Source organism: Nocardiopsis sp. NRRL B-16309 (assembly GCF_001279585.1).
Lineage (GTDB): Bacteria > Actinomycetota > Actinomycetes > Streptosporangiales > Streptosporangiaceae > Nocardiopsis.
In genome coordinates, this window is the sequence record NZ_LGEC01000002.1 from 75,584 (window position 1) to 101,820 (window position 26,237).

Annotated in this window: 21 protein-coding genes; 14 read left to right on the forward strand and 7 right to left on the reverse strand. The window is 72.1% G+C overall.

The window, feature by feature from the left end; genetic code table 11:
- Positions 1-120: 120 nt before the first annotated feature.
- A complete protein-coding gene (lepA, locus tag ADL05_RS00325; protein WP_053614793.1) occupies positions 121-1,959 on the reverse strand; it encodes a translation elongation factor 4 in 1,839 nt (612 codons plus the stop codon).
- 314 nt (positions 1,960-2,273) lie between these two features.
- On the opposite strand from lepA, the gene ADL05_RS00330 reads away from it, so the two are divergent.
- The 4 genes from ADL05_RS00330 (at position 2,274) to ADL05_RS00345 (ending at position 7,885) form a co-directional block, all read left to right on the forward strand.
- Positions 2,274-3,248 carry a hypothetical protein gene (locus ADL05_RS00330; protein ID WP_053614794.1) on the forward strand — a complete coding sequence of 325 codons (975 nt, stop codon included), beginning with the start codon at positions 2,274-2,276 and terminating at the stop codon, positions 3,246-3,248.
- A gap of 183 nt (positions 3,249-3,431) precedes the next feature.
- The gene (rpsT, locus tag ADL05_RS00335) at positions 3,432-3,704 is read left to right on the forward strand and encodes a 30S ribosomal protein S20 (protein WP_053614795.1); all 273 of its coding nucleotides are present in this window, start codon (positions 3,432-3,434) and stop codon (positions 3,702-3,704) included.
- Positions 3,705-4,878: 1,174 nt separating this feature from the next.
- Complete coding sequence (locus ADL05_RS31450; protein ID WP_053614796.1) at positions 4,879-5,535, forward strand: ComEA family DNA-binding protein; 657 nt, start codon at positions 4,879-4,881, stop codon at positions 5,533-5,535.
- Between the two features lie 7 nt (positions 5,536-5,542).
- Entirely contained in the window at positions 5,543-7,885 is a 2,343-nt protein-coding gene (locus tag ADL05_RS00345; protein WP_053614797.1) for a ComEC/Rec2 family competence protein, read from the forward strand.
- Positions 7,886-7,908: 23 nt separating this feature from the next.
- On the opposite strand, the gene ADL05_RS00350 is transcribed toward ADL05_RS00345, so the two are convergent.
- Complete coding sequence (locus ADL05_RS00350) at positions 7,909-8,571, reverse strand: pyridoxamine 5'-phosphate oxidase family protein (protein ID WP_053614798.1); 663 nt, start codon at positions 8,569-8,571, stop codon at positions 7,909-7,911.
- Between the two features lie 52 nt (positions 8,572-8,623).
- On the reverse strand, positions 8,624-9,424 hold the full coding sequence (locus ADL05_RS29175; protein ID WP_082375989.1) for a globin domain-containing protein: 801 nt from the start codon (positions 9,422-9,424) through the stop codon (positions 8,624-8,626).
- Between the two features lie 687 nt (positions 9,425-10,111).
- Here ADL05_RS29175 and holA point away from each other — a divergent pair.
- Positions 10,112-11,074 (forward strand): DNA polymerase III subunit delta, encoded by a 963-nt coding sequence (holA, locus tag ADL05_RS00360; protein WP_053614799.1) that lies wholly within the window; start codon positions 10,112-10,114, stop codon positions 11,072-11,074.
- A 187-nt stretch (positions 11,075-11,261) separates the two neighbouring features.
- Here holA and ADL05_RS00365 read toward each other — a convergent pair whose 3' ends face one another.
- Together ADL05_RS00365 and hflX are read right to left on the reverse strand one after the other, a co-directional pair.
- Positions 11,262-12,470 carry an amidohydrolase family protein gene (locus ADL05_RS00365; RefSeq protein ID WP_053614800.1) on the reverse strand — a complete coding sequence of 403 codons (1,209 nt, stop codon included), beginning with the start codon at positions 12,468-12,470 and terminating at the stop codon, positions 11,262-11,264.
- Positions 12,471-12,973: 503 nt separating this feature from the next.
- Complete coding sequence (gene hflX, locus ADL05_RS00370; protein WP_053614801.1) at positions 12,974-14,503, reverse strand: GTPase HflX; 1,530 nt, start codon at positions 14,501-14,503, stop codon at positions 12,974-12,976.
- A 333-nt stretch (positions 14,504-14,836) separates the two neighbouring features.
- Here hflX and aceB point away from each other — a divergent pair, with 333 nt between their 5' ends.
- The 7 genes from aceB to ADL05_RS00405 all read left to right on the forward strand — a co-directional run bounded on the left by aceB (position 14,837) and on the right by ADL05_RS00405 (position 24,248).
- Positions 14,837-16,441: a malate synthase A gene (gene aceB / locus ADL05_RS00375; RefSeq protein WP_053614802.1), complete on the forward strand. Its 1,605-nt coding sequence runs from the start codon at positions 14,837-14,839 to the stop codon at positions 16,439-16,441.
- Between the two features lie 149 nt (positions 16,442-16,590).
- Entirely contained in the window at positions 16,591-18,075 is a 1,485-nt protein-coding gene (locus tag ADL05_RS00380) for an FAD-linked oxidase C-terminal domain-containing protein (RefSeq protein ID WP_053614803.1), read from the forward strand.
- 38 nt (positions 18,076-18,113) lie between these two features.
- The gene (locus tag ADL05_RS00385) at positions 18,114-19,511 is read left to right on the forward strand and encodes an FAD-binding oxidoreductase (RefSeq protein WP_053614804.1); all 1,398 of its coding nucleotides are present in this window, start codon (positions 18,114-18,116) and stop codon (positions 19,509-19,511) included.
- Between the two features lie 37 nt (positions 19,512-19,548).
- On the forward strand, positions 19,549-20,913 hold the full coding sequence (locus ADL05_RS00390) for a (Fe-S)-binding protein (RefSeq protein ID WP_053614805.1): 1,365 nt from the start codon (positions 19,549-19,551) through the stop codon (positions 20,911-20,913).
- 239 nt (positions 20,914-21,152) lie between these two features.
- Positions 21,153-21,446 (forward strand): lactococcin 972 family bacteriocin, encoded by a 294-nt coding sequence (locus tag ADL05_RS00395; protein WP_053614806.1) that lies wholly within the window; start codon positions 21,153-21,155, stop codon positions 21,444-21,446.
- A gap of 76 nt (positions 21,447-21,522) precedes the next feature.
- A complete protein-coding gene (locus ADL05_RS00400; protein WP_053614807.1) occupies positions 21,523-23,595 on the forward strand; it encodes a hypothetical protein in 2,073 nt (690 codons plus the stop codon).
- Positions 23,596-23,612: 17 nt separating this feature from the next.
- Positions 23,613-24,248 (forward strand): ABC transporter ATP-binding protein, encoded by a 636-nt coding sequence (locus ADL05_RS00405; RefSeq protein WP_053614808.1) that lies wholly within the window; start codon positions 23,613-23,615, stop codon positions 24,246-24,248.
- Positions 24,249-24,417: 169 nt separating this feature from the next.
- Here ADL05_RS00405 and ADL05_RS00410 read toward each other — a convergent pair whose 3' ends face one another.
- Both ADL05_RS00410 and ADL05_RS00415 read right to left on the reverse strand, forming a co-directional pair.
- A complete protein-coding gene (locus ADL05_RS00410; protein WP_053614809.1) occupies positions 24,418-24,606 on the reverse strand; it encodes a hypothetical protein in 189 nt (62 codons plus the stop codon).
- Entirely contained in the window at positions 24,603-24,833 is a 231-nt protein-coding gene (locus ADL05_RS00415) for a hypothetical protein (RefSeq protein ID WP_053614810.1), read from the reverse strand. The genes ADL05_RS00410 and ADL05_RS00415 overlap by 4 nt, the downstream gene beginning before the upstream one ends.
- Positions 24,834-25,236: 403 nt before the next feature.
- On the opposite strand from ADL05_RS00415, the gene ADL05_RS00420 reads away from it, so the two are divergent.
- Positions 25,237-26,046: a helix-turn-helix transcriptional regulator gene (locus ADL05_RS00420; protein WP_082375990.1), complete on the forward strand. Its 810-nt coding sequence runs from the start codon at positions 25,237-25,239 to the stop codon at positions 26,044-26,046.
- Entirely contained in the window at positions 26,046-26,228 is a 183-nt protein-coding gene (locus ADL05_RS00425; RefSeq protein ID WP_369800872.1) for a DUF397 domain-containing protein, read from the forward strand. Before ADL05_RS00420 ends, ADL05_RS00425 begins: the two co-directional genes overlap by 1 nt.
- Positions 26,229-26,237: the final 9 nt, after the last annotated feature.

The window sequence follows — 26,237 nt, forward strand, 5'->3', positions numbered from 1 at the left end:
GGTGCCTGCAGGAGGAGTCTCTGCCGCCAGCGAGGAACGAGCCAGGCAGTAGCGACGACGAAGGACCCGGCGTGAAGCGCCCCGAGTCAAGCGCCCCGAGTCAAGCGCCCCGAACCACCACTACTTCTTCTTCTTGTCCTCGCCACCGCTGTCGGTGGACAGCGCGGAGATGAAGGCCTCCTGGGGCACCTCGACCCGCCCGACCATCTTCATCCGCTTCTTGCCCTCCTTCTGCTTCTCCAGCAGCTTGCGCTTACGGCTGATGTCGCCGCCGTAGCACTTGGCGAGCACGTCCTTGCGGATGGCGCGGATGTTCTCTCGGGCGATGACCCGGGCACCGATGGCGGCCTGGACGGGCACCTCGAACTGCTGGCGCGGGATGAGTTCGCGCAGCTTCTTGGTCATCGCCACGCCGTAGGCGTAGGACTTCTCCTTGTGCACGATGGCCGAGAAGGCGTCCACCGGCTCGCCCTGCAGCAGGATGTCCACCTTGACCAGGTCGGCCGCCACCTCGCCCTTGGGCTCGTAGTCCAGCGAGGCGTAGCCCTTGGTGCGGGACTTGAGGTGGTCGAAGAAGTCGAAGACGATCTCGGCCATGGGGAGCGTGTAGCGCATCTCCACCCGGTCCTCGGACAGGTAGTCCATGCCGTGCAGCTCGCCGCGCCGGTCCTGGCACAGCTCCATGATCTGGCCGATGAACTCCGAGGGGCTGAGCACCGTGGCCTTGACCACCGGCTCGTAGATGGCCGCGATCTTCCCTGCGGGGAACTCGCTGGGGTTGGTCACCACGTGCTCGGTGCCGTCCTCCATGTCCACCCGGTAGATCACGTTGGGCGCCGTGGAGATGAGGTCGAGGTTGAACTCGCGCTCCAGGCGGGCCCGGGTGATCTCCAGGTGCAGCAGGCCGAGGAAGCCGCAGCGGAAGCCGAAGCCCAGGGCAGCCGAGGTCTCCGGTTCGAAGACCAGTGAGGCGTCGTTGAGCTGGAGCTTCTCCAGCGCGTCGCGCAGGACCGGGTAGTCGGTGCCCTCGATCGGGTACAGGCCCGAGAACACCATGGGCTTGGGCTCCTGGTAGCCCTCCAGCATGTCGGTGGCCGGCCGGTTCAGGGCGGTGATGGTGTCACCGACCTTGGACTGGCGCACGTCCTTGACGCCCGTGATGATGTAGCCGACCTCGCCGACGCCCAGGCCGCCGCACTTGGTGGGCTCGGGCGAGCTGACGCCGATCTCCAGGATCTCGTGGGAGGCCCTGGTGGACATCATCTGGATGCGCTCGCGGGGGCTGAGCTTGCCGTCGATCACGCGGACGTAGGTGACGACGCCGCGGTAGGTGTCGTAGACCGAGTCGAAGATCATCGCGCGGGCGGGCGCGTCCGCGTCGCCGATGGGCGGCGTCATCTGCGTGACGATCTCGTTCAGCAGGTCCTCGACGCCCTCGCCGGTCTTGGCGCTGACCTTGAGCACGTCGGAGGGCTCACAGCCGATGATCCCGGCGAGCTCCTCGGCGTACTTCTCCGGCTGGGCCGCCGGAAGGTCGATCTTGTTGAGCACCGGGATGATCGTGAGGTCGTTCTCCAGCGCCATGTACAGGTTGGCGAGGGTCTGCGCCTCGATGCCCTGCGCGGCGTCGACCAGCAGGATCGCACCCTCACAGGCGGCCAGGGAGCGCGACACCTCGTAGGTGAAGTCCACGTGGCCGGGGGTGTCGATGAGGTTGAGCGTGTAGGTGGTGTCGTCGAGCGCGGTGAAGGGGATGCGCACGGCCTGCGACTTGATGGTGATGCCGCGCTCGCGCTCGATGTCCATGCGGTCCAGGTACTGGGCGCGCATCTGTCGGTCCTCGACGACCCCGGTGATCTGGAGCATCCGGTCGGCCAGCGTCGACTTGCCATGGTCGATGTGCGCGATGATGCAGAAGTTGCGGATCAGCGCGGGATCGGTCCAGTTCGGCTGTGCCACCGTGCTCCGTTCACAGGTTGGGGTCGGGGTCGCGCGCGAGATCCGCGCCGTCCCGCCGCGGCCGGGGCCTACGGCATCGTCCATCATCCCACGATGGCGGGGCGCCCTCTCCGGGGGACCGCCGCCCTCCGTGCGGCAGTATGGGCACGGACGCGGGACCGGGACCGGTCCCCCACGGCCTTCGCCGCTGCCGGTGGATCACCGGGAGCGGTCCGCGGACATCCGGTCCCGTGCCCAGATTATGCGACCTGGGACCGGGAACGGGCCGCCGCGGCGCGAGGCGCGGGGTCCGCGGCCGTGGAGGGAGTGAGCCGGTGAAGTGGCTGTTCACGCGGGTGCTGGCGGGTGTGGCCGCGGTCGTGGTCGTGCTGGTGGGAGCGGGTGCGCTGCTCGCCTACCAGTACTCGGGCGACCCCGCCCCGTGGGCGGTGTCCCAGGGCGCCGACGCCGCGTGGGTCGGGTCGTGGGAGGACACCGACGCCCTGGCCGCGGTCCTGGACACCGGTGGTGTCGACACGGTGTACGTGTACGCGGGCGACATCGGCGACGAGGGCGGCGTCAGCCGGGTGGCAGACACCGACGCGCTGCTGGCGTGGCTGGGCGACGAGTACCCGGACGTGCGCCCGCTGGCGTGGCTGCGGCACGTGCGGACGGGGTCGTCGCTGGTCCAGGACCGGTTCGGAGAGGACGCCCGGGAGGCGCTGGCGTCCGAGGCGGCGGAGGTGGCGGGCGACGGGTTCGCGGGCGTGCACCTGGAGGTGCGTCCGGTCACCGTGAACGACCCGTCGGTGCCGGAGCTGGTGTCGATGGTCCGCGAGGAGCTGGGCGAGGACCCGGTGCTGTCGGTGCAGGCCCAGCACGTGGAGCTGCTGCCGGGCGGGCGGATGCCGTCGTTCGTGGTCGAGCGCGAGGAGAAGTACTGGTCGAAGGGGTACCTGGACCGCGTGACCGGGGAAGCGGACGAGGTCGTCCTGCCGGGTGTGGACGCGGGGATGCCGGGCGAGGCGCTGTACGGCGGTTTCATGGTCCGGCAGGTGAACGAGGCCGTGGCCGCGCTGAGTACACGCGAGGAGGTGACCGTGCGGTTCGGTCTGCCCACCTACGACAGCCCCGCGTGGGGCGGGGGCGAGGAGCACGAGTCGCCGGAGACCGCCCTGGCCGGGATCCGCCTGGGCATGACCGGCGCGGAGCCCCCGGAATCGATGACCGTCGGTGTGGCGTTCTACGTGGCCGACGAGGCGGACGCGGACGACCTCGCGGCCTATCGCGCCGGCTGGCTGCTGACGTGAGATGCGCGAAGTGGTGTCTCGGTGGGGCATACTGGAAGTCCGTGTCTCGGACTTCCACGGGATCCCGTGGTCTCTCACACCCAGCGTCGGCGCCCACGCCGGCCTCTCGCGGAACGGCTGCCCGCGAGATGAGCCGCCTGTTCGACCGACGCGCAGATCTGATCAACTGGAGCACGTTTTCGCATGGCGAACATCAAGTCGCAGAAGAAGCGCATCAAGCAGAACGAGAAGGCTCGTATCCGCAACCAGGCGGTGCGCTCCCAGCTGAAGACGGCCATCCGCAAGTTCCGTGAGGCTGCCGAGGCCGGGGACGTCGAGAAGGCCACCGTCGCCCAGCGCGACGCCGCGCGACTGCTGGACAAGGCGCACAGCAAGGGCGTCATCCACAAGAACCAGGCCGCGAACCGCAAGTCCGCGATCGCCAAGCGCCTGCACGAGCTGCAGCCCGCTGCCTGATCCAGGCTCCTAGGACCCGGCCCGGTGGTGCACACCGGGCCGGGTCCTTCGCTGTCCGGCGGAGTTATCCACAGGCGGAGATCGTCTGATGACACAGCGTTGAGGCTTCCTTACCGTTGCGTTCATGACCCTTCACCGCCGTCGGCGCCCACACTCCCCCGCACCTCAGGACCGGCTCCGTGCGCTCGGGCTGGCGGACTCCCCCGCCGCACGGCGCCTGCACGCCCGGGTCCCCCGACCGACCGGGGCCGCCGCCCCGCCCCCACCGATCCCGCGGGCACCGTACGCGCTCGACACGGCCGACGCGCCCTACGGCCCGCCCGTGGACGGCGCGGACACCCCGGACCCCGGGGGCACCGCGGTCACCGTTGACGGCGCGGATGGTACGGATGGCGCGGACAGTGCGCTCACCGTTGACAGCGCGGACGAGGACGCGCTGGAGACCACCGTCCAGCGCACCCGTCTGGTGCCCGTGGTGGAACCCGACCCGGACGCGGTTCCCACCGAACGCCTTCGTCCGGCCCAGAGCCACCGCGACGCCCGTTCGCGAGCCGCCCGGCCCGGCCCCCGGCAGACCGGAGGCCAGGGTCCCGCCCGTGTCTGGTCCGGTCCCCGGCAGGTCAGGGGCCACGGCCCCGCCCGTGCCTGGCGAGGCCATGATCCCGGCCCCCGCCCAACGGTCCCCGACGGGCGGAGTCGGCCGCACGCCCGGGTGGACGCCCCATCGCCGCCGCAAGAGCGCGATCCCACCACAGGCCCGGACGGGCGGAGTCGGGCGCACGCCCGCGTGGATACCCCATCGACGCGGCAGGAGCGGAACCCCACCACAGGCCCGGACGGGCGAAGCCCGCACCCGCACGCTCCCGTGGTCGCCGGTCAGGCACCGGTAGCTCCACCCCCTCACGGCGGCGACACCCGACCGGCCCGCTCGCCTTCGACGACACCGCCCCCACACCACGACCCCGCGTCAGGGCGACCACCACACACATCGAACGTCGGCACAGGACCGAACAGCCGGACCGGGCACGCACGCGGGCCGCGGTGGGGCACGGACACCCCATCCCGGGCCGAGGACGGTGCCGGGTCGGTCCCTGCTCCACCGGAGGACGGTCCTCGGCTCCCCGACGCCGACGCGGAACCGCGGAGGCCCTCCCGAGCGGAGCGCGGGTCTTCGGTGGGCGGGGCGGCGAGGCCGCCGTCCGGGTACACCGAGTTCGATCCCGACGAATCCCTCCTGGAGCGCTGGACCCGGCGGTGGACCGCCCACGCGGCACTGTCGCGGCGGGCCGTCCTGGCTCTGACGGTCCTCGGCCTGCTCGCCGTGGGAGCGACGCTCATGGCACTGCGGGACCGGCCGCAGACCATCGAGCCGGACACGGCCGTACAGGCGGCGACCGGTCCCGCCCCGGAATCGAGCACGGCTCCGGGCGGGGACGTCATCGTCCACGTGAGCGGGGACGTCGCCGAGCCCGGGCTCTACACCCTGGAGCCCGGGTCACGGGTCTCCGACGCCGTGGAAGCGGCGGGCGGCCCGCTGCCGGAGGCCGATCTCGACCGGCTCAATCTGGCGCGCCCGCTGACGGACGGCGAACAGATCGTGGTCGGCCCGCCCGATCCAGAGGGCACCGCGGCCGGGTCGCTGGTCAACGTCAACCAGGCCGACGCCGCCACCCTGGAGACCCTCCCCGGGATCGGCGAGGTCATCGCGGCCAACATCATCGCCCACCGCGAGGAACACGGCCCCTTCGTCCAGATCGAGGACCTGCGCGACGTGAGCAAGATCGGCGACTCGGTCCTGGCGGACATCACGCCCCTCATCACGGTGGGGTGAGCCGACCGTGACGACGTGGCTCGGGACGGACGCCGACGGCTGGGACCGGCCGCCGGACCTGCGCCTGCTGGCACCGGCGGTGTCGGCCTGGCTGACGGCGCTGGCCGCCCTGGCGGTGCCAGCGTGGGTGTCGTGGTCCTTCGCCGCGGCCGCGGGCTGCGCGGCGGTCGGCGTGTACGTCGTGGCCCGGCCGCCCTGGGAGGTGCTCGCCCTCACCGGAGCCGCCGTGCTGGCCTGTGCCGCGACCGTGGCGGCGGTCACCGGTGTCCATGTGCACCGTGTGGCCTCCAGCGCCGCCGCGGAGGCGGTCGAGCACGGGCGGCCGGTGGAGTTCACCGGCGTCGTGACCGCGGATCCGCGGGCGCGGGCGGGGACACCGCGCCCCGGGCGTCCGGAATGGGTGGTCCAGGCGCGTACCTCGTGGGTGGACGACGTCGGGCGACAGCACGGCGCGCGGGCGCCGGTGGTGGTCCTGGCCTCCGGAGAGGGCTGGGAGGGGCTCCTGCCCGGCCAGGAGTTCCGGGTCGGCGGCCGTTTCGTGGCGGCCCCCGACGATCCCCTGACGGCCGCGCTCGTGCTCGTGCGCGGCCCGCCGGAGCACGTGGTGGAACCGAGCCGGTCCCAGGCGCTGGCCGGCGACGTGCGCGCCGGATTGCGTCGGGCCGCCGCCGAGCTCGACCAGCCCGAACGCGGGCTCCTGCCCGCGCTAATCGTCGGCGACGTGTCCGAGCTGCGGCCGCAGACCGCCGACGACTTCCGGGCGACCGGGATGACGCACCTGTTGACCGTGTCCGGAGCCAATCTGGCGATCCTCACCGGGTTCGTGCTGGCGGTGGCCCGGTTGGTGCGGGCTCCCCCGTGGGCGTCGGTGGTGGGCGGCGCGGTGATGATCTGGGTGTTCGTGCTGGTCTGCCGCCCCGAGCCGAGTGTGGTGCGCGCGGCGGTGATGGGCTCCCTCGGGCTGCTGGCACTGGCCGCCGGACGGCCGCACGCGGCGCTGGGCGCGCTGAACGTCACCGTGGTCGGTGTGCTGTTCGTGGCGCCCGGGCTGGCCGACTCGTACGGTTTCGCGCTGTCGGTCCTGGCCACGGCGGGCATCGTGCTGCTGGCGCCGCCGTGGACGAGATCGTGGTCGCGCCGGTTGCCGCTGCCGCTGGCCGAGGCCTGCGCGGTCGCGGCGGCGGCGCACGTGGCCGTCGCCCCGGTTCTGGTGCTGTTGTCGGGCGAGGTGTCGTGGGTGACGGTCCCGGCCAACGTGCTCGCGGCGCCGGTGGTCGCCCTGGTGACCGTCTGCGGCGCCGTGGTCGCGGTGCTCGGCGTGGTCTGGGAGGGAGGCGCGGCGGTGGCGGTGTACCCGCCCGGCTGGGGGGCGGCGTGGCTCGCGGCGGTGGCCGAGGTGGGGGCGGGAGTCCCCTATGGAGCCTTGCCGTGGCGGTCGGACGTGGCCGGGGGCCTGCTCCTGGCCGGGCTGGTGGTGGTCCTGCTGCTCACGCGCGGGCGGGCCAGACGCGTGATCGCGGCGGGCGTGGTGGCTTTCCTGGTCCTGGGGCTGGCCGCGCGCTGCCTGCCCGGCGGCTGGCCGCCGTCGGGCTGGGCGCTGGTGGCGTGCGACGTGGGGCAGGGCGACGCGTTCGTGCTGTCGGTGGCTCCGGGCACCGCTGTGGTGGCCGACACGGGGGACGACCCGGACCTGATCGACGACTGTCTGGGCCGGTTGGGGGTGCGCGACGTTCCGCTGCTCGTGCTCAGCCACGACCACGCCGACCACGTGGACGGCACACCGGGTGTGCTGCGCCACCGTCGGGTGCACACGGCGCTGGCACCCGAGGGGTTCGCGGACTCGGCGACCGGGCGACTGCTGAAGGAGGAGGGGATCGATCTGCTGGCCGCCGCGCGGGGCCGGTCGCTGCGGGTGGGCCCGTGGCTGTTGCGGGTGCTGTGGCCCGAACCGGGGTACTCCGGGACGCTGAACAACGCCTCGGTGGTGGCCCGCGCGGACGGGCCGGCGCTCTCGGTCCTGCTGACCGGCGATGTCGAGGAGGAGGCACAGAGATTCCTGGTCAACGGGCCGGACGCCGGGCTGCTGGCGGTGACCGTGCTCACGACGCCCCACCACGGCGCCGCGACGCAGGATCCCGCGTTCCTGGACGCCACCGCTCCCGTGGTCGCGGTGACGTCGGTGGGCGCCGACAACCCGTACGGCCACCCGGCCGCCTCCACCTGGAACCGGCTGGAGCGGTCGGCGCGGGTGAACCTGCGCACCGACCGCGACGGCGACGTGGCCGTGCTCGACGGGACCGGGTCCGGTGTGCCCCTGGTGGTCACACGCGGCCCCCGGTCGACGCCGTGAACCGCCTCCGGGCACGGACCGGGTCAGGTGGACGAGTAGTGGCCCGAGAGGAGGTCGTGCGGGGCGCTCCACGGGGACGGGGTCTCCTTGGCCCCGAAGAAGTCGCCGCCCTTGCGCTGGGTGTCGTCGGTCCCCCAGTCCTCGTCCCTGCCGACCTTGCGCAGACGGGGGATGTGCTTGCGGCAGTGGATGTAGGCCTCCTCGACGTGGATCATCGTCCACATCATCGCCCGCTGGCCGGGCACCTCCGGCAGGGGCAGCCCGTGGATGCGGGGCCGCAGGTGGTCGTCCTCCACGAGCTTGGCCCGGCCGTTGACGTGCAGGCCGATACGGTCGTGCTCGAAGTCGAGGAACATCAGCCCGATGTGCGGGTTCTCCATGATGTTCCCCGCGCTGGCGAACACGCCGTTGCCGCGGTACTCGGGGTAGACGAGTGTCTGGTCGTCTACCACGTGGACGAAGCCGGGCGGTCCGGCCCGGAAGCTGGAGTCGCACTCGCCCCTGCCGTCCGAGGTGGCGATGAACAGCATCTCCTGCCGCGCGATGAACTCGCGCATCCGCGGGTTGAGGCGGTCCAGCATCTGGTCCTGGTAGAACCGGTCGGCGCGTGCGCCCGTTCCCGTCACCGCTTGGACATGGCGCTCGCCCGTGGTGCCGGGCGCGCGGTTCTGGTCGGTCTCATTCATCTGCACGTACCTTCGACGGGGTGTGGGCGGGATGGGGGTGTCGGCCGACCGGTCAGCGCGACGGGCGGTGGGCCCGGTCGCGTCGCGGGACGTCGTAGGTGTGCCTGGGCGCGGGCGTCCGCGGATTCGCGCGCGGGGGCACACCGGACGGTGCCGAAGGCGGCGGCTCCCCGGGGGCGGCCGTGCCGGAGGGAGCGGGGGCCTGCGGGTTACCCCGCGACGGAACCGGCACCTGCTGGTCCCCGTGGGTGGCCGCGGCGGGAGGAGCGGGCGTCGGCCCGTTCCCGTGGGCGGGCGCTCCGGAGGGGACGGGCACCCGCTCGTTCCCGTGGACGGGCGCTCCGGAGGGGACGGATTCCCGGACGGCCTGCGGAGTACCGGGCGCCCGCCGCCGGGGGTTCACGTGCTCAGCGGCCCGCTCCGCTCCGGCGAGCATGTTGGCGGTGATCCACTCGTAGACCAGCACCCACGCCGAACTCATCGAGGACGACCAGGTCGGGGAGATCTCGCTGACCGCACGGACCAGGGAGCGCCCGACGAACGGGTAGTGCTCGGGCTTGACGTTCAGCTCCCTCTGGTGCTGCGCGCCCAGGTCCTGCAGGTAGCCGGCGACGTCGTCCGGCGAGTCGAGGTGCCGGACGACCTCCAGCAGCGCGGTGGCCATGCGCTTGTGCTGTGGTCGCAGGTCGTCGGGGAACATGGCCCGGACGTCGGGGGCCATGGCGAAGAGGTTCTCGTAGAAGCGCTCGGCGAGCCGGGTGGATCCGGCGGGCAGTCTCGCGCATGACGCGCGGACCGCCTCGATGACCGACTCGTCGGGCAGTGGGACTTCGGTGATGCGGCGGGGAGACAAGGGCGGTTCCAGGTGTTCGGGTAGCGGGGACGCACCGGAGGGAGGCGCTGGAGCGCGGTGGGGGTACGGCACGGAGTCCGGGCATGGGCGCTCGCCCCTGCACGGACCGCCGAGGGCCGAACGGGCTTCAGGTCTTCGCTGCCGGGTGTGCCTCGGGCTCTGGCGGAGCCGGCGGTCCGGGGACCGTCAAGCTCCCGGAGAACTCACTCCGACGGGGTGAAGACGGTCCGGCCCCCTCGTCCGGGGCGCGGTCTGTGGCTGTACGGCGACCGTCCGCTGAAGGCACCTGTCGCGCCCGGGCGTGCTGCCCGAGGACGGGGGGAAGGGGTGCGGAGGCTGTCCGACAGTATCGAGAATGCGAGTTCCCTCAACGCTGCCTGGCCTTTTCCGGCCCCAAGGGTCCGCTGGTGAGCGGCTCTTGGGAGCACATGTCGGGGAGGCTGTGGACGCGTATGCATGCATACGTCGCTCTATGTGCCGATTTCGCGATGCACTGTAACAGAACTTCTCATGAGACACACAGTTACCGGTGTGTAACTTGAGCACCATTTCCGGACGATCGCTTGCCCGAACCAGGTCAGACCATTTCTCGACGCCCGGAGAGCCGCGCAGAGCTGTCGGTCCGGCCCTTCCGGATCATCCGCACGGCGCGGCCGAACGGTCCCCGGATCGTGGCATGCTCGGTGTATGCCTGCACCCGCCCTGATCACCCTCATCGTCGGCGACGAGGAGCTGCTCGTCGACCGGGCCGTCGCCTCCGTCGTCGCGGCGGCCCGGGAGTCTGACCCCGGCGTGGACGTGCACGACCTGGTCCCGGCCCAGATCGGCACGCACACCCTGGTCGAGGTCACCTCGCCGTCGCTGTTCGGTGACCGCCGGGTGGTCGTGCTCCGCTCCTCCCAGGACCTCACCAAGGACCTGGCCGCGACGGTCACCGACTACCTCAAGGCCCCCGCGGACGACGTCTACCTGGTGCTCACGCACGCGGGCGGGGCCAAGGGCAAGGCCCTGCTCCAGGCCGCGTCCAAGGCAGGGGCCCAGCGGGTCGACTGCAAGGGCCCGAGCAAGGGCCCCGAACGCGTCGCGTTCGTCAAGGGCGAGTTCTCCGCCGCCGGACGCCAGATCGCCCCCGACGCCGCCCAGGCCCTGGTGGACGCGGTCGGCACCGAGCTGCGGGAGATCGCCGCCGCCTGCACCCAGCTGATCGCCGACACCGAGGGCCGGGTCGACACCGCCGCGGTCGCGCGCTACCACTCGGGCAGGGCCGAGGCCTCCGGTTTCACCGTCGCCGACCGCGCCGTCGAAGGGCGGCTCCCCGAGGCCCTGGAGCAGCTGCGCTGGTCGCTGTCGGTGGGGACCGCGCCCGTGCTGATCAACAGCGCCCTGGCCGGCGCCGTCCGCGGCATCGCCGTGGCCGCGCAGCCGCCGCGCGGCACCAGCGAGGCGGACCTGGCCAAGCGCGCCAAGGTCCCGCCGTGGAAGATGCGCACGCTGCGCCAGCAGGCGCGCGGCTGGAGTTCGGCGGGGATCACCCGGGCGATGAGCGTGGTCGCCGAGACCGACGCCCTCATCAAGGGCGCCGGACGCGATCCCGAGTACGCGCTGGAGCGCGCCGTCATCGAGATCGCCCGCGCCCGCGGGACCCGCTGAGCCAGCGACACACGCACCACGAGGCACAGGCCGACCCAGCGGGACCAGCCGTGCGTCCGGCCTGACCGAACGCGGGCGTCTCACTGCGTCCGGTCCTGCTGGGTGTCCAGCCCCGCCGAGCCCGGCACACACAACGCACACGGCTGGGTAGCGGGACACGCGGTGCACACGAAACCCGCGGGTCGCCTCAGCGGATGGTCTGGCCGCCCTGCCACACGCGCAACGTGTGCAGCCCCATGGACCAGGCGAAGGCGCCCTCGTGGTCGGCGTCCCACTGGACCAGGTCGGCCAGGCTGCCCGGTACCAGCAGCCCCCGGTCGTTGAGCCCGAGGGCGTGGGCACTGCCCACGGTCGCGGCGCTGAGCGCCTCCTGCACCGTCATCTCGAACATCGACACGGCCAGCGAGATCACCAGCGGCATCGACATCGCGCCCGACTGGCCCGGATTGTGGTCGGTGCCCAGTCCGACCGGCACACCGTGGTCGAGCAGGGACCGCACGGGCGGCATGCGCCGTTCGTGCAGCGAGGTCGTGGGACAGGCCACCACGGGCGTGCGAGTGGCGGCCAGCGCGAGGATGTCCTGTTCGTCGGTCTCGTGGAGCAGGTCCACCGACGAGCACCCCAGTTCCGCGGCCATCCGCACCGCCCCGTGCCGCGGGCGCGAACACGCGTGCAGCGTGGTGCGCAGGCCGACGGACTGGCCCACGCCGAGCAGCATCTGGGCGTCCTCGGTGGTGAACTGCTGGTTGTCGCAGTACACGTCCACGCCGTCGGCGCCCGCCAGGGCGGCGTCGCTGAGCCAGGACGCCGCGGCGCTGACGTACTCCTTGGGCCGGCCGAAGAACTCGGGCGGCACGCCGTGCGCCGGGAAGAACGTGACGTGCAGGCGCGGCATGCCCGGCTCCTCCTCCAGGGAGCGCAGCAGCCGCACGTCGGCGAGCTCGCCGTCCCTGGTCAGGTGGTAGCCGGTCTTGGCCTCCAGGGTCGTGCAGCCGGACAGCACCCAGTGCCGCAGCCGCTCGCGCACCGCGTTGCACAGGGTCCAGGGGTCGGTCCCCCGCGTGATGGTGACCGTGGTCGAGACCCCGCCGCCCGCCGCGAAGATGTCGCCCCTGGAGGCGCCCTTGGCCCACATGTTGACCTCGGCGTAGCGGTCGCCCGCGTAGACCGGATGGCAGTGGGCGTCGACCAGGCCCGGGGTGATGAGGCCGCCGCCGATGTTGACGACCTCGTCGACGTCGGTGAGGTCGTCCACGACGCCGGGGATGCGTTGGGGAAGCTCGGCCGCGGGGCCCACCCAGGCCACGCGGTCGCCCTGGATCAGGAGCGCCGCCTTCGTCAGCAGTTCGTTCCCGGTCCACAGCCGACCGATGTTGGTGAGCAGTACGACCGTCATGGAATCAGTCCCGACCTCGCCGGCTCAGATCCGCGTGCGCGGATGCGGGACCCGGGCGCGGTGCGCGCGGGGGCACGGGGCCGGAGCCGAGGGCTCTCCGCCAGGGATCACGGGAGGGAGACGGGAGGGCATGGCTTCCTCGATTGTCTGCGGCGGTCCGACTGGCGCCGGCCCTGCGACCGCCGGGGCCGTCGCGATGCCGCCGCAGTGGATGGGGGAGGCTGTCGGGGGACAGCGGCCACTCTCGGCCAGTGCTCCAAAACCGTAGTCCATTCCCGGACTCCGTGTACACCTCTGCCACGCGACGAATGCGAGCGAACCGGAACGACACTCACAGCCACCAAAAGTGATGAACGCCACCCGGGCATCGGTGACCTGCCCTTTCGCCACCCGATCCGTGCCGGACACGCGCGTCGGCGAACGTGAGCCCCGCCCGCGCACACAGAACGGGCCGGGACACCCGGTGGGCGTCCCGGCCCGTGGACCGACCGGAGCGGACCTGCTCAGGCGGTGCTGAGCACGTACTCCTCCAGCCGTGAGGCCAGCAGTGCGGGCACGAACGCGTGGATCGCGGTGCCGTCGCCGGTGTGCTCCTCGCTGAGGATGCGGCCCTCCTCGTGCACCTTGGCCACGAGGTCGCCCCGCGAGTACGGGACCACGGCGTGCACCTCGTGCGCGAGCTCGGGCAGCGCCCCGGAGAGCGCCTCCACCAGTTCCGCCACGCCCTCGCCGGTGCGGGCGGAGACCTCGACGATGTCGGGGTAGCGCGTCCGCAGAGTCTTGAGCAGGTCGGGGTCGGCGGCGTCGACCTTGTTGACCACGAGGAGTTCGGGCACGTCCGTGGCCTCGATGTCGGCGAACACCTCGTGGACCGCCCGGAGCTGGCTCTCGGGGTCGGGGTGCGACCCGTCGACCACGTGCAGGATCAGGTCCGAGTCCGCGACCTCCTCCAGCGTGGAGCGGAACGCCTCCACCAGCTGGTGCGGCAGGTGCCGGACGAATCCGACCGTGTCGCTGAGCGTGAACGCCCGGCCGTCCGGCGTACGCGCCTGGCGGACCGTGGGGTCGAGGGTGGCGAACAGGGCGTTCTCCACCAGTACCCCGGCTCCGGTGAGGCGGTTGAGCAGGCTGGACTTCCCGGCGTTGGTGTATCCGGCGATCGCCACCGAGGGCACGTCGCGCGTGCGGCGCACGTCGCGCTTGACGTCGCGCGCGGTCCGCATGTGCGCGAGCTGGCGCCGGAGCTTGGCCATCTTGTCGTTGATGCGCCGGCGGTCGGTCTCGATCTTGGTCTCACCGGGACCGCGCAGGCCCACACCGCCGCCCGCTCCACCGCCGCCGGAACCGCCGGCCTGCCGGGAGAGCGAGTCACCCCAGCCGCGCAGTCGCGGCAGGAGGTAGCTGAGCTGGGCCAGTTCGACCTGGGCCTTGCCCTCGCTGCTGCGCGCGTGCTGGGCGAAGATGTCCAGGATCAGCGCGGTCCGGTCGACCACCTTGACCTTGACGACGTCCTCCAGCTGGCGCAGCTGGCCAGGGGTGAGTTCACCGTCGCAGATGACGGTGTCGGCGCCGGTGGCCATGACGATCTCACTGAGTTCGGCGGCCTTGCCCTTGCCGACGTAGGTGGCGGGGTCGGGCTTGGACCGGCGCTGCGTCAGACCCTCCAGGACGAGGGCGCCCGCGGTCTCGGCCAGGGCGGCGAGCTCGGTCAGCGAGTTGTCGGCGTCGGCCTGCGTGCCGTTGGTCCACACTCCGATCAGGACGACGCGTTCCAGGCGCAGCTTCCGGTACTCGACCTCGGTGACGTCGGTGAGCTCGGTGGACAGTCCCTGGACGCGCCGGAGCGCGTGGCGCTCGGCGAGTTCCATCTCGCCCCGGTCGGGTGAGGTGGTCGGGTCGTCACCGCCGTGGTCCGCGGCCGGGGCCCCGGTGGTGTCGATCCCGTCGGTGGCGGTGATCGCCTCACGGAACCCGTCCTCGCCGACGGCCTCGCGGCCGGGCTGGGCGGTTCCGTGGTTGTCAGCTGTATTCATATCCCTCCAGGTGGGTCAACGCGTCCAGGGCTCCGGATCTTCCCGGTGCGACGATGGGTACGAGGTCGATCGTCGCACCTCGCGGTCACCGTGGCACCTCGATTATCGCAGGAGGGGTGACGCGAGCCACGGTGCCGTGCGGGACCAGAACCGCACAGAACACGGGGGTTCGTTCAAAAACCTCGGAAGTTTCCAGGAGAAGTTTGCGCAAGCTTCGCAGAACAGGAAACTAACTGGTCATGTGACCCGCGAGTGACGTTGACCGCTCGACATCAAGATAGTAGCTTCGTTTCCACATACCAGAATCAACTTTCGTATTGCGGAAGGTCTTCCATGGGCGCCACACACGGGGTCGAGATCACCGGCCCTCTCCACGACCGCTTCGACGAGATCCTGACCGAGGAGGCCCTCGACCTCGTCGCCGAGCTCCACCGCACCTTCGAGGCGCGCCGCCAGGAACTGCTCGCCGCGCGCCGGACCCGCCAGGACCAGGTCTCGGCCGGGACCGACCTCGACTTTCTCCCCGAGACCCGGCACATCCGCGAGGACGACGGCTGGAAGGTCGCCGACCCCGCCCCGGGCATCACCGACCGCCGCGTCGAGATCACCGGTCCCACGGACCGCAAGATGACCATCAACGCGCTCAACTCCGGCGCGAAGGTGTGGCTGGCCGACTTCGAGGACGCCAACACCCCGCTGTGGGAGAACATGATCGGCGGGCAGCTCAACCTGCGCGACGCGCTGGACCGCGCCATCGACTTCACCTCGCCCCAGGGCAAGACCTACGCCCTCAAGGACGACTCCGAGCTCGCCACCATCGTCGTGCGCCCGCGCGGCTGGCACCTGGACGAGAAGCACGTCCTGGTCGACGGGCAGCGCACCAGCGGCGGCATCGTCGACTTCGCGCTCTACTTCTTCCACTGCGCCCAGCGCCAGCTCGACAAGGGCAAGGGGCCGTACTTCTACCTGCCCAAGATGGAGAGCCACCTCGAAGCCCGGCTGTGGAACGACATCTTCGTCCTGGCGCAGGAGCGCCTGGGCATCCCCCGCGGCACCATCCGCGCCACCTGCCTGATCGAGACCATCCCGGCCGCGTTCGAGATGGAGGAGATCCTCTACGAGCTGCGTGAGCACTCCGCGGGCCTCAACGCGGGCCGCTGGGACTACCTCTTCAGCATCATCAAGACCCACCGCACCCGCGGGCGCCGCTTCCTGCTGCCAGAGCGCAACGCCGTCACCATGACCGCGCCGTTCATGCGCGCCTACACCGAGCTGCTGGTCAAGACCTGCCACAAGCGCGGCGCGCACGCCATCGGCGGCATGGCCGCGTTCATCCCCTCCCGGAAGGACGCCGAGGTCAACAAGACGGCCTTCGCCAAGGTCCGCGACGACAAGTCCCGCGAGTCGGGCGACGGCTTCGACGGCTCCTGGGTCGCCCACCCCGACCTGGTCCCGGTCGCCAAGGAGATCTTCGACGGCGTCCTGGGCGAGCGCCCGAACCAGATCGACAAGAAGCGCCCGGAGGTCGAGGTCTCCGCCGCCGACCTGCTCGCCGTCGACAAGACCGAGGGCGGCGTCACCCTCGCCGGCCTGCGCGGCAACATCAACGTCGCCCTGCAGTACCTGGCGACGTGGATGGGCGGCAACGGCGCGGTGGCCATCCACAACCTCATGGAGGACGCCGCCACCGCCGAGATCTCGCGCTCCCAGATCTGGCAGTGGCTGCACAACGACGTCACGCTCGACGGCGGCGAGAAGGTCACGGCCGAGCTGATCAAGCAGATCATCGACGAGGAGCTGGCCGCCATCCGCGGCGCCCTCGGCGACGCCTTCGACGAGGGCCTGTACCAGCAGGCCAGCGAGCTCTTCACCGAGGTCGCCCTCGCCGACGACTACGTCGACTTCCTCACCCTGCCGGCCTACGAGCGCATGCCGTAGCACCGGCTTCGCGCGCGTTCCACCGCCGCGCGACACCCGTGCGGCGCCCCTTGCCCCGGCAGGGGGCGCCGTCGTACGGTCCTTCCGAGGAACCTCCGGAGAGCGGAAAGCGCTTCTTGCGCTCTGGAATCTCGGAAGGGAAGGCCCCCATGTCCGAGTCGGCACGCGTCGCGGCCCCGGCCCTGGACGCGCTCGTCCCCCGGCTGCGCGAGATCTGCGGCCCCGACGGCGTGCTCACCGACACCTCCCAGCGCCGCGTCTACGAGAGCGACGGCCTCACCCACCACCGCTCCCTTCCCGGCGTCGTCGTCCTGCCCACGACCGGCGAGCAGGTCGCCGCCGTCCTGCGCCTGTGCTCCGACCACGGCGTCCCCTTCGTGCCCCGCGGCGCGGGCACCGGGCTCTCGGCGGGAGCGCTTCCGCACACCGAGGGCGTCCTGGTGGTCACCTCGCGGATGCGCCGGATCATCGAGATCGACCTGGACAACGAGTGCGCCGTGGTCGAACCCGGGGTCGCCAACCTCGACATCACCCGGGCCGCCGCGCCGCACGGCTACTACTACGCGCCCGACCCCTCCAGCCAGCAGGTGTGCTCCGTGGGCGGCAACGTCGCGGAGAACTCCGGCGGCGCCCACTGCCTGAAGTACGGGTTCACCGTCAACCACGTGCGCGGGCTGGACGTGGTCACGCCCTCCGGCGACCTCGTCCGCCTGGGCGGCAAGTCCCCCGACGCCCACGGCTACGACCTCATCGGCGCGTTCGTCGGCTCCGAGGGCACCCTGGGGATCGCCACCCGGATCACCGTCGGGCTGACCCGGTCCCCGCAGAAGACGGTCACGCTGCTCTCCGCCTTCCACTCGATGGACGCCGGGGGCCGCGCCGTCAGCGACATCATCGCCGCCGGGGTCCTGCCCTCGGCCGTGGAGATGATGGACGCCCTGGCCATCGAGGCCGCCGAGGAGGCCGTGGCCTGCGACTACCCCGAGGGCGCCGCCGCCGTGCTCATCGTGGAGCTGGACGGCCCCGCCGCGGAGGTCGACGCCCAGCTGGCCGAGGTGGAGCGCCTGTGCCACGGCGCCGGGTCGTTCGAGACGCGCACGGCCGTGGACGACCGGGAGCGCGCCCTGATCTGGAAGGGGCGCAAGTCCGCGTTCGCCGCGGTCGGCCGGATCAGCCCCGCCTACATCGTCCAGGACGGCGTCGTCCCGCGCACCGCCCTGCCCGACGTCCTGCGGGCCATCGCCGCCCTGTCCGCCTCCAGCGGCATCAGCGTCGCCAACGTCTTCCACGCCGGCGACGGCAACCTGCACCCGCTCGTGCTCTTCGACGACGGCGAGCCGGGTGCGGAAGCGCGCGCCGAGGTGGTCTCGGGCGCGATCCTCGACCTGTGCATCCAGCACGGCGGCTCCATCACCGGGGAGCACGGCGTGGGCGTGGACAAGGTGTGCACGATGCCGCGCATGTACGGGCCCGACGACCTGGAGACCTTCGACCTGCTGCGCCGGGCCTTCGACCCGGCGGGGATCGCCAACCCCGACAAGCTCCTGCCCACCCCGCGCCTGTGCGGCGAACAGTCGGGCGTGCGCAGGGGCGAGCACCCGCTGGTGGAGTCGGGGCGGGCGGAACTCTTCTGAGGCCCGGGCCGGGCCGCCGACACGAGTAGGGAGACCGCGTGGCACTCGCTGAGGACCTGGTCGTCGAGGGCTGCGACCTTCGGGCGGGCACCGCCGAGGACGCGTTGGACGCGGCCGGGCCAGGGGAGGGCGCAGGGCCCGCGCTGGTCCCCGCCCAGGTCGCGCGGCCCGCCGACACCGCGGCACTCGCCCGGGTGATGGCGGCCGCCGCCCGCCACGGCCTGACGGTGGTTCCGCGCGGCCACGGCACCGCCGCCGACTGGGGCGCCCCGCCGCGCACGGTGGACCTGCTCGTGGACACCACCGGCCTGTCGTGGATCGACCACAACGCCGGCGACCTGGTCGTGGAGGTCGGCGCGGGCACCCCGATGCGCGAGCTGACGGCGGTGCTCGCCGCCGCCGGGCAGCGCCTGTCCCACGATCCCGTGCGCGCGGACGCCACGGTGGGCGGCCTGCTCGCGACGGGGATGAGCGGCCCGCGCCGTCTGCTCACCGGGGCGCTGCGCGACCTGGTGATCGGCATGACGGTCGTGCGCGCCGACGGCGTGGTGGCCCGCAGCGGCGGCCGGGTGGTCAAGAACGTGGCGGGGTACGACCTCGCCAAGCTGCACACCGGAGCGCTGGGCACGCTCGGGGTCATCGCGGCGGTGGCCTTCCGGCTGCATCCCCTGCCGCCCGCCGTGCGTCTGGTCGGCGCGTCCGTGGCCGACGCGGCCGAGGCGGCGTCGGCGCTGGCGGGACTGCGGGCGGGCACGGCGGTGCCCTCGGCCGTGGAGATCGACCGGCCCGCCGCGGGGCCCCTGCGGCTCTCGGTGGTCCTGGAGGGCACCGAGGGCGGTATGGACAGCCGTGTCGCCCAGGTCCGCCGCGCGCTGTCCGGCGCCGGTGGAGGGGCGGACGGTGGGCGGACGGACGGCGGACGGCAGGACGGTGAACGGCCGGACAGTGGAGGGCTGGACGGCGGCGGGCGCGCCGGAGGCCCCGGCACGTCCGGAACGGCGCGAACGACCGGTGCCCCCGACGGAGTCACCGTGACCGACACACTGCCCGACGACTGGGGCGTGCTGCCCGAGCGCGGCACCCTCGCACTGGTCACCGTGCCGCCCGCCGAGGCACCGGTCGCCGCCACGGAGCTGGGCGCACTGGCGGAGCGGGACTTCGGCGTCGCCGTGCGCGTCACCGGCTCCGCGCCCAGGGGCGCGCTCTTCGCCGCCTTCCCGCCGGGCGCTCCCCCCGACGCGGTGGCGGCCGTCGCGGCCCAGGGGCGCTCCCGGCCGGGCTGGTCGGTGAGGGTGCTGCGCGCCGAGCCCGCCGTGCACGAGGCCGGCGTGGACCTGTGGGGCGAGGTTCCCGGACTGCCCCTGATGCGTGCGATCAAGGACTCCTTCGACCCCGGCCACCGCCTCTCCCCCGGGCGGTTCGCGGGCGGAATCTGACGGCGACCAAGCAGGCGACCAAGCGAGGAGACCCCCCGTGAACGACCATCCGGCCTCTGGAGCGGACGAGGGCCGGCGCCCCTTCGGCGCGCTGCTCGACGACTGCGTCCACTGCGGGTTCTGCCTGCCCACGTGCCCCACGCACGTCCTGTGGGGCCAGGAGATGGACTCACCGCGCGGGCGCATCCACCTCATGACGCAGATGCACACCGACGACGTCCTGACCGAGACGGCGGTCGGACACTTCGACAACTGCCTGGGCTGTCTGGCGTGCGTGTCGTCGTGTCCGTCGGGGGTGGCCTACGACGCGCTCATCGAGCACACCCGCCACACGGTCGAGGAGGAGCACGAGCGGCCCCGCGGCGAGCGGCTGCTGCGCGGCGCGATCTTCGCCCTGTTCCCGTACCGGCGCAGGCTCCGGCTCCTGCGCGGGCCGCTGCGCGCCTACCAGGCCAGCGGGGCGTCGTCGCTGGTCCGGCGGTCCGGACTGCTGGACCGGCTCGCCCCGACGCTGGCCACGATGGAGCGCGTCGCGCCGCCCCTGTCGGCCGCCCCGCCGCCGCTGCCCGAGCGCGTGGCCGCGGTCGGCCGCCCGCGTGCCCGCGTGGGCATGCTGGTCGGCTGTGTCCAGGGCGCCTTCTTCCCCGAGGTCAACACGGCGACCGCCCGCGTGCTGGCGATGGAGGGCTGCGATGTCGTGATCCCGCGCGACCAGGGGTGCTGCGGTGCCCTGTCGGGCCACACCGGTCGTCTGGCGGAGTCGGCGGAGTTCGCCCGGCGGCTCGTGGAGGCGTTCGAGCGCCAGGGCGTGGACCGCGTCGTCGTCAACTCGGCGGGGTGCGGCTCCAGCATGAAGCACGTCGACCGGACGCTGGACGAGGCCGGTGCCGACGCGGCGTGGGTGCGGCGCGGCCGGGCGTTCTCCGCCAAGGTCGTGGACCTCACCGAGTTCCTGGTGGAGCTTGGTCCGCGCGCCGAACGGCACCCGCTCCCGCTGCACGTGGCCTACCACGACGCCTGCCACCTCTCCCACGGCCAGGGCGTCACGAGCGCTCCGCGCGAACTGCTCGCCGCGATCCCCGGGCTGAGGGTGTCCGACCTGCCGGACAAGGAGATCTGCTGCGGGTCGGCGGGTGTGTACAACCTGCTCAAGCCGGAGCCCGCACGGGAGCTGGGCGACCGCAAGGCGCAGGGCGTGGCGGCGACCGGGGCCCCGGTCCTGGTGTCCGGCAATCCGGGGTGCACGCTGCAGATCGCCGCGGCCATGGAACGCGCGGGCGCCTCCGTGGCGGTGACGCACACCGCACGGCTGTTGGACGCCTCACTGCGCGGGCTGAGTGTGGAGCAACTGCTCGGAAAGGGTGCGGTGGCGGGGCCGAAATCGGCCACGGCCCGCGATTAGATCCGATCCGATAAAGCGGGAACCGCGCGGACCCCTGAGCTGCGAACACCATAAAATATGCCCCGCGACCTGCGGGAACACGAGTACGCACTGGTCAGGGCACAACCATTCCCCTCTCGCCGGGGAAAGACGTTTTTCCCCGAAGAACGCCATTGATCGACGGCTCCCCTCTGGGTAGGTTCTCCCCTCGGGGCCTCCGAAGAAAGGACCCAGCCAGCGGCGGCCCCGGAGAGGGATAAATGAATACATGGAAGAAGGCCGTCGCGACCGTGCTCATCGGGGCGGGGATCGGCGTCGGCGCGGTCGGCGTCGCCGCCGCGCGCGAGGTCACCCATGTCGGCGGTGGGATCTGGTACCACGGGCTCACCCCCTCGTACGTGTACTCCGACTACTTCCACTCCACCCGCTGCCACGGTTCGACCGCAGTGGGCACCTACACCGTCCGCAGCGCCACCCACGGCCCCGGCTACACCTCCACGGCCTCGGCTCCCCGTGCCGGCTGGGGCAACGAGTCCTACTGGCGGGTGTGCTGACCTACGCCCGCACCGACGACCCGCCGACCACCGTGGTCGGCGGGTCCCACGAACCACCAGCCGTCCCAGGGACCCCATGCCTCGCCGGATCATCGTCTTCGCCCACGCGGCGCTCCTCTTCCTCGCCTCGCTCATCGCCTTCCTGTTCTGCGCCGGGGTGGAGACGACGCTGCAGCTTCCCGCCGAACGCTCGGCCAGCGTGTGGATCGTGGACAACGACGGCACCCACGACATCGACGCGGTCGCGGCCACCGTGCGCCGGTTCTCCGAGGACCACGACGCCGCCGTGGGGTTCGTCGCCCGCGACGCGTCGGACCTGGCCATGCAAACCCACGTGTACCTGGCCGCCCCCGATCCCGACTCGCGCGAGGCCCGCTGGCTCACCGACGGCTACCCGAGCTTCAACCCCGGTTACACCGTTGACGTCCACCCGCTGGAGGAGTTCGCCGACATCGGGCCCAACGGGTACTACTTCGTCTTCGGCGCTCCGGAGTCCGCCGCGGCCGCCCTGGAGGAGGCGCTCGGCGTCCACGGCCTGAGCACCGCTCCCGGCTCGACCGCCACCGAGCTGTGGCACTTCTTCGCGGGCGGCCACATGCTCAACCTCGCCGTGATCGCGCTCCTGGTCGTCGCCTCGGCGACCGCGGCCGGGGTCCTGCTCGCCTCGCGCGACTACGCGGTCCTCCGGCTGAACGGCCACTCCTACGGCAGGATCCTCCTGGCCGACCTGGCGGGGATCGGCCGGTTGTGGGCGCTCCTGCTCCCCGCCGCGACCGTCGCCGTCCTGGCCCTGCTCGGCCTCTACAACGGGTGGGACCAGCTGTGGTTCTTCACCCGGATCGCTCTGACCTGCGCGGCACTGCTCGCCGCCGCGGCCGTGGCCGTGCACGCGCTCACGCTGTCCCTCGTCCACGCCACCGCGATCCTGCCCGCCCTGCGCGGTCGCGTCCCCGTGCGCGGCACGCTCGCGGCGCTCTACCTGGTCCGGGTCCCCGTCCTCGTGCTGGCACTGACGCTCATCGGCACGGTCGTGTCCACCGCCCAGACCGTCCGCGACCAGGCCGTCGCACTGGAGCTGTTCACCGAGCACGGCGACACCTCCCACCTGTCGCTCAGCCCCCACTACGGCTGGGTCGACGAGGACGACTTCGCCGCCCTGGACGCGACCGTGGGCCCGTGGCTGCGCGAAACCGACCGTCGGGGCGAGATGGTGCTGGCCATCCGGCTCTCCCCCGAGGAGTGGAGCCGCCCCACCGCGGACGCCCCCGACGGCGAAGCGCTCGTGGTGAACGACACCTACCTCGCCGAGCAGCGGGTCACCGCCCCGGACGGAAGCCGCTACGGTCCCGACGACGGTGTGCGCGTCCTGCTGCCCGAGTCGCGGGCCGCCGACGAGGACGCGGTCACCGAGCACGTGCGGGGATGGCTGGACATGGTCTCGGGGGACGCCGACCCTCCGCCCGTGAGCGTGCTGCCCTCCGCCGACGGCCAGACCCTGTTCACCTACGGCTCGCGGTCGACGGGGCCCTCCCCGTTCCTGCCGCAGGTCACGGACCCGGTCGTCGTCGCCCTCCCCAACGGCGGCGTCCTGTCCGACACGAGCTACGCCAACCACCTGACCTCACGGGCCACCGTCTTCCCCGACCCCTCCGTCCCCATGGCCTTCCGCGCCGAGAACCCCGACGCGGCCCGGTACATCATCGCGGTGGAGACGCTGACCACCACCGCACGGCACGACCTCGACGTCCACCGCACGATCCTGCGCAGCGAGCTGTTCAACCTCGTGGGCGTCGGCGCGGTGCTGATGGTGACCGCCATCGGCGCGTGCCTGGTCTACGTGCGCACCCGGGCCCAGCACATCTTCGTCCGCCACATCAGCGGGTGGACGTTCGCCGCCACCCACCGCAGGCTGCTCCTGGCCGAGGCGGGCATCGCGGCGGCGTTCGCGGGGTGGGCCACGGTCGACACGTTCGCCGCGCTCGCCGCACAGAACGACCCGACCGGGTATACGCCGCCCGGCCAGGCGCTCGCGACCGGAGCCGAACCGTTCTACGCGCTGGGGATCGCGCTGGCCTCGCTCGCGATCACCGTGGCGGCGCTCGCCCACTTCCACCGCCGTATCGTCCGTGAGGGCGCCTCCCAGGCCTGACCGATCCGAGGAAGACCATGATCACCGTGCAGAACCTGTCCAAGTCCTTCGGACCGCGCACCCTGTGGGAGGGGCTGGACCTGACCGTCGAGGCGGGCCGCATGCTCGCGCTGGTGGGCGCCAGCGGCTCGGGCAAGACGACGCTGCTCAACTGCCTGGGGCTGCTGGAGCGGCCCAGCGGAGGGCGGATCGTGTTCGAGGGCACCGACGTCACCCGTCTGGGCCGCGGCGGGCAGCGCAGGTTCCGCCGGGACAAGCTGGGCTACCTGTTCCAGAACTACGCGCTGATCGAGACCGCCACCGTACGGGCCAACCTCGCGGTGGCCCGTCGGCGCGGCTCGCCCGGCGACGAGGAGGCCCTGGAGCGGGTGGGACTCGCCGACCGGGCGCAGGAGAAGGTGCACCGGTTGTCGGGTGGGGAACAGCAGCGCGTGGCCCTGGCGCGCCTCCTGGTCAAGCGGCCGTCGCTGGTCCTGGCCGACGAGCCGACCGGCGCGCTGGACTCCGGCAACGGCGCGATGGTGGTGGACGTGCTGCGGGAGTTGAGCCGGCAGGGCCGCGCGGTGGTCATCGCCACGCACAACGCGCGCGTGCGCGACGCCTGCGACTCCGCGTTCGACGTGAGTGTCCAGAGGACGCTGGAGCCGTCCTGAGGCTGCCGTGCCGCGCCGGATCACCGCGTGGCGGTGATCGCGTGCCCGCATCGCGAACAGGTCGCGGTGGCCGTCCTGGCGTGGCGCACCGGTGGCTGGTCGGGCACGTAGTCGTGTCCTTCGGGACTGGGGCACGGGACCGCGCCGTCCATGGGTGTGCTCCGGTGGGTCAGGAGTGCAGGGCGTGGCGCAGGAGGGCTTGCACGGCGCGCACGGCATCGTCGGGCTGCCCCGGTTCGAGTGGCGCGATCAGCGCGACGCCGACCAGATCGGCCGCGGTACGGGCGGCGGTGTCGCGCGTACCGGGTGCGCGGACCGGCATCGGTCCGTCCGGAGAGGGGAGGTGGTCTCCGCTCACGCTCCCGCCTCCAGGTGTTCGAGCGGGGACTGCCAGACCAGCGCGCGCGGGTGCGGGTCGGAGCCGGGGTCGCGGGCGACCCGGGTGTGCGGGCCCCTGGTCGCGCCGTAGACGGCCTGGTTCTGGAGATCGGCGCCCAGGTAGCCGACCCGGCACCCGTGCTCGGCCGCCCACCGGTACAGGGACCGGACGTCGGACAGTTCCCCGATGTCGCAGACGCAGGTCATCGCGGCCCCTCCAGTCGCCGGAGCCCGTCCAGGACGGCGGCCATCAGCTCGACCGGAGCGGGGACGTAGGCCCGGACCCGTGTCGACCGCCGCCGACGGCGGCGCCGGACTCCGGAAGCCGTCCGGGGAACCCGGGGGCGCCCGAAACAGGAATCTGCGCACTGCATTCGCCTCACCTCTGTTCTCTGGTTCGGTCCGGATATGCAACACCAGGAGCCACCCCATTCACATGAGAAAGAATGAGGCGCGATATACGTCCGCACGAAATCCCGGAGTTCCGGACCGGTCACACAGCGAAGTCTTCCAAGGGTGGGCGCCCGAGGTCTATAGTCATCGCACAGGCCGGTCCTTCTCGTATCTCCGGCGATAGAACAAGATATTCTGGCGATAATGGCGGTAGAAAATGGTTCGGGTCGAACCCGCCCGGGAGCGTTTCGGCATCCTGGTCAAGAAGTACCGTGTTCAGGCGGGCATGACGCAGCAGGAACTCGCGAAGGCGGCGGTCATTGCGCAGAGCACGGTCAGCGATGTGGAGCGCGGCATCAAAGGGACGCGCCGTGACCATGTGGCACGTATCGACACGGCGCTTACCGCTCACGACGTCCTGGTGAACGCGTGGGACGCCGCCTTCTCGCCGACCGGCATGATCAGCTACTTCCGTGAGGCGGCCGAGGCCGAGCAGACCGCCGTCGAGATCCGGCAGTTCGCCCTGGGTCTCGTGCCGGGTCTGGTCCAGGTCGAGGGCTACGCCCGGGCGATCAGCGTGAACGCCTCACCCCACGCCCCGCCCGACACGATCGACCAGATGGTGAGGACGCGCATGCACCGGCGGGAGATCCTGGACCGCCCCCACCCCCCGATGGTGACGGTGTTGCTGGACGAGAGCGTCCTGCTCCGCAGGTTCCAGAACCCGGACGTGATGAACGCCCAGATCAGTCACCTCATCGACCTCTCGCACCGGCCACGGATCACGATGCAGGTGGTGCCGATGCGCACTGAGGGGCACGCCGGATTGAGTGGGGCCTTTAAGCTGATCTCCACCCCCGACAACAACGACTTCGTCTACGTCGAGGGGCACAAGGCCGGTATGTCCCTCAAGCAGCCCGAGATCGTGTCGAGCTACAACCGGGTCTTCGCAGAACTGCGAGGTGCTGCGCTTCCGGTTCCCGCGTCACGGTCCCGGATGGAAGAGATTCGAGGCAGCAACCAATGATGAGTGAAGGCTGGCGCAAGTCCAGCTACAGCAACGGCGAGGGCGGCGACTGCGTCGAGACCAGGCTCGCCCGCGAGGCCTCCCGGGTCGCGATGCGCGATACCCGCCACCGCGAACTCGGACAGCTCGACGTCCCCGCGGGCGAGTGGGCCGCGTTCCTGGGGACGATCCACGACGGGTAGCGCCCCCGG

What these genes read in the sequence shown, in the direction of transcription:
- rpsT (WP_053614795.1), top strand. Translation starts at nt 3,432, where the DNA reads ATGGCGAACATCAAGTCGCAGAAGAAGCGCATCAAGCAGAACGAGAAG.
- ADL05_RS00350 (WP_053614798.1), bottom strand. Translation starts at nt 8,571, where the DNA reads ATGAATGAGACCGACCAGAACCGCGCGCCCGGCACCACGGGCGAGCGC.
- holA (WP_053614799.1), top strand. Translation starts at nt 10,112, where the DNA reads ATGCCTGCACCCGCCCTGATCACCCTCATCGTCGGCGACGAGGAGCTG.
- ADL05_RS00365 (WP_053614800.1), bottom strand. Translation starts at nt 12,470, where the DNA reads ATGACGGTCGTACTGCTCACCAACATCGGTCGGCTGTGGACCGGGAAC.
- hflX (WP_053614801.1), bottom strand. Translation starts at nt 14,503, where the DNA reads ATGAATACAGCTGACAACCACGGAACCGCCCAGCCCGGCCGCGAGGCC.
- aceB (WP_053614802.1), top strand. Translation starts at nt 14,837, where the DNA reads ATGGGCGCCACACACGGGGTCGAGATCACCGGCCCTCTCCACGACCGC.
- ADL05_RS00380 (WP_053614803.1), top strand. Translation starts at nt 16,591, where the DNA reads ATGTCCGAGTCGGCACGCGTCGCGGCCCCGGCCCTGGACGCGCTCGTC.
- ADL05_RS00395 (WP_053614806.1), top strand. Translation starts at nt 21,153, where the DNA reads ATGAATACATGGAAGAAGGCCGTCGCGACCGTGCTCATCGGGGCGGGG.
- ADL05_RS00400 (WP_053614807.1), top strand. Translation starts at nt 21,523, where the DNA reads ATGCCTCGCCGGATCATCGTCTTCGCCCACGCGGCGCTCCTCTTCCTC.
- ADL05_RS00405 (WP_053614808.1), top strand. Translation starts at nt 23,613, where the DNA reads ATGATCACCGTGCAGAACCTGTCCAAGTCCTTCGGACCGCGCACCCTG.
- ADL05_RS00415 (WP_053614810.1), bottom strand. Translation starts at nt 24,833, where the DNA reads ATGACCTGCGTCTGCGACATCGGGGAACTGTCCGACGTCCGGTCCCTG.
- ADL05_RS00420 (WP_082375990.1), top strand. Translation starts at nt 25,237, where the DNA reads ATGGTTCGGGTCGAACCCGCCCGGGAGCGTTTCGGCATCCTGGTCAAG.
- ADL05_RS00425 (WP_369800872.1), top strand. Translation starts at nt 26,046, where the DNA reads ATGAGTGAAGGCTGGCGCAAGTCCAGCTACAGCAACGGCGAGGGCGGC.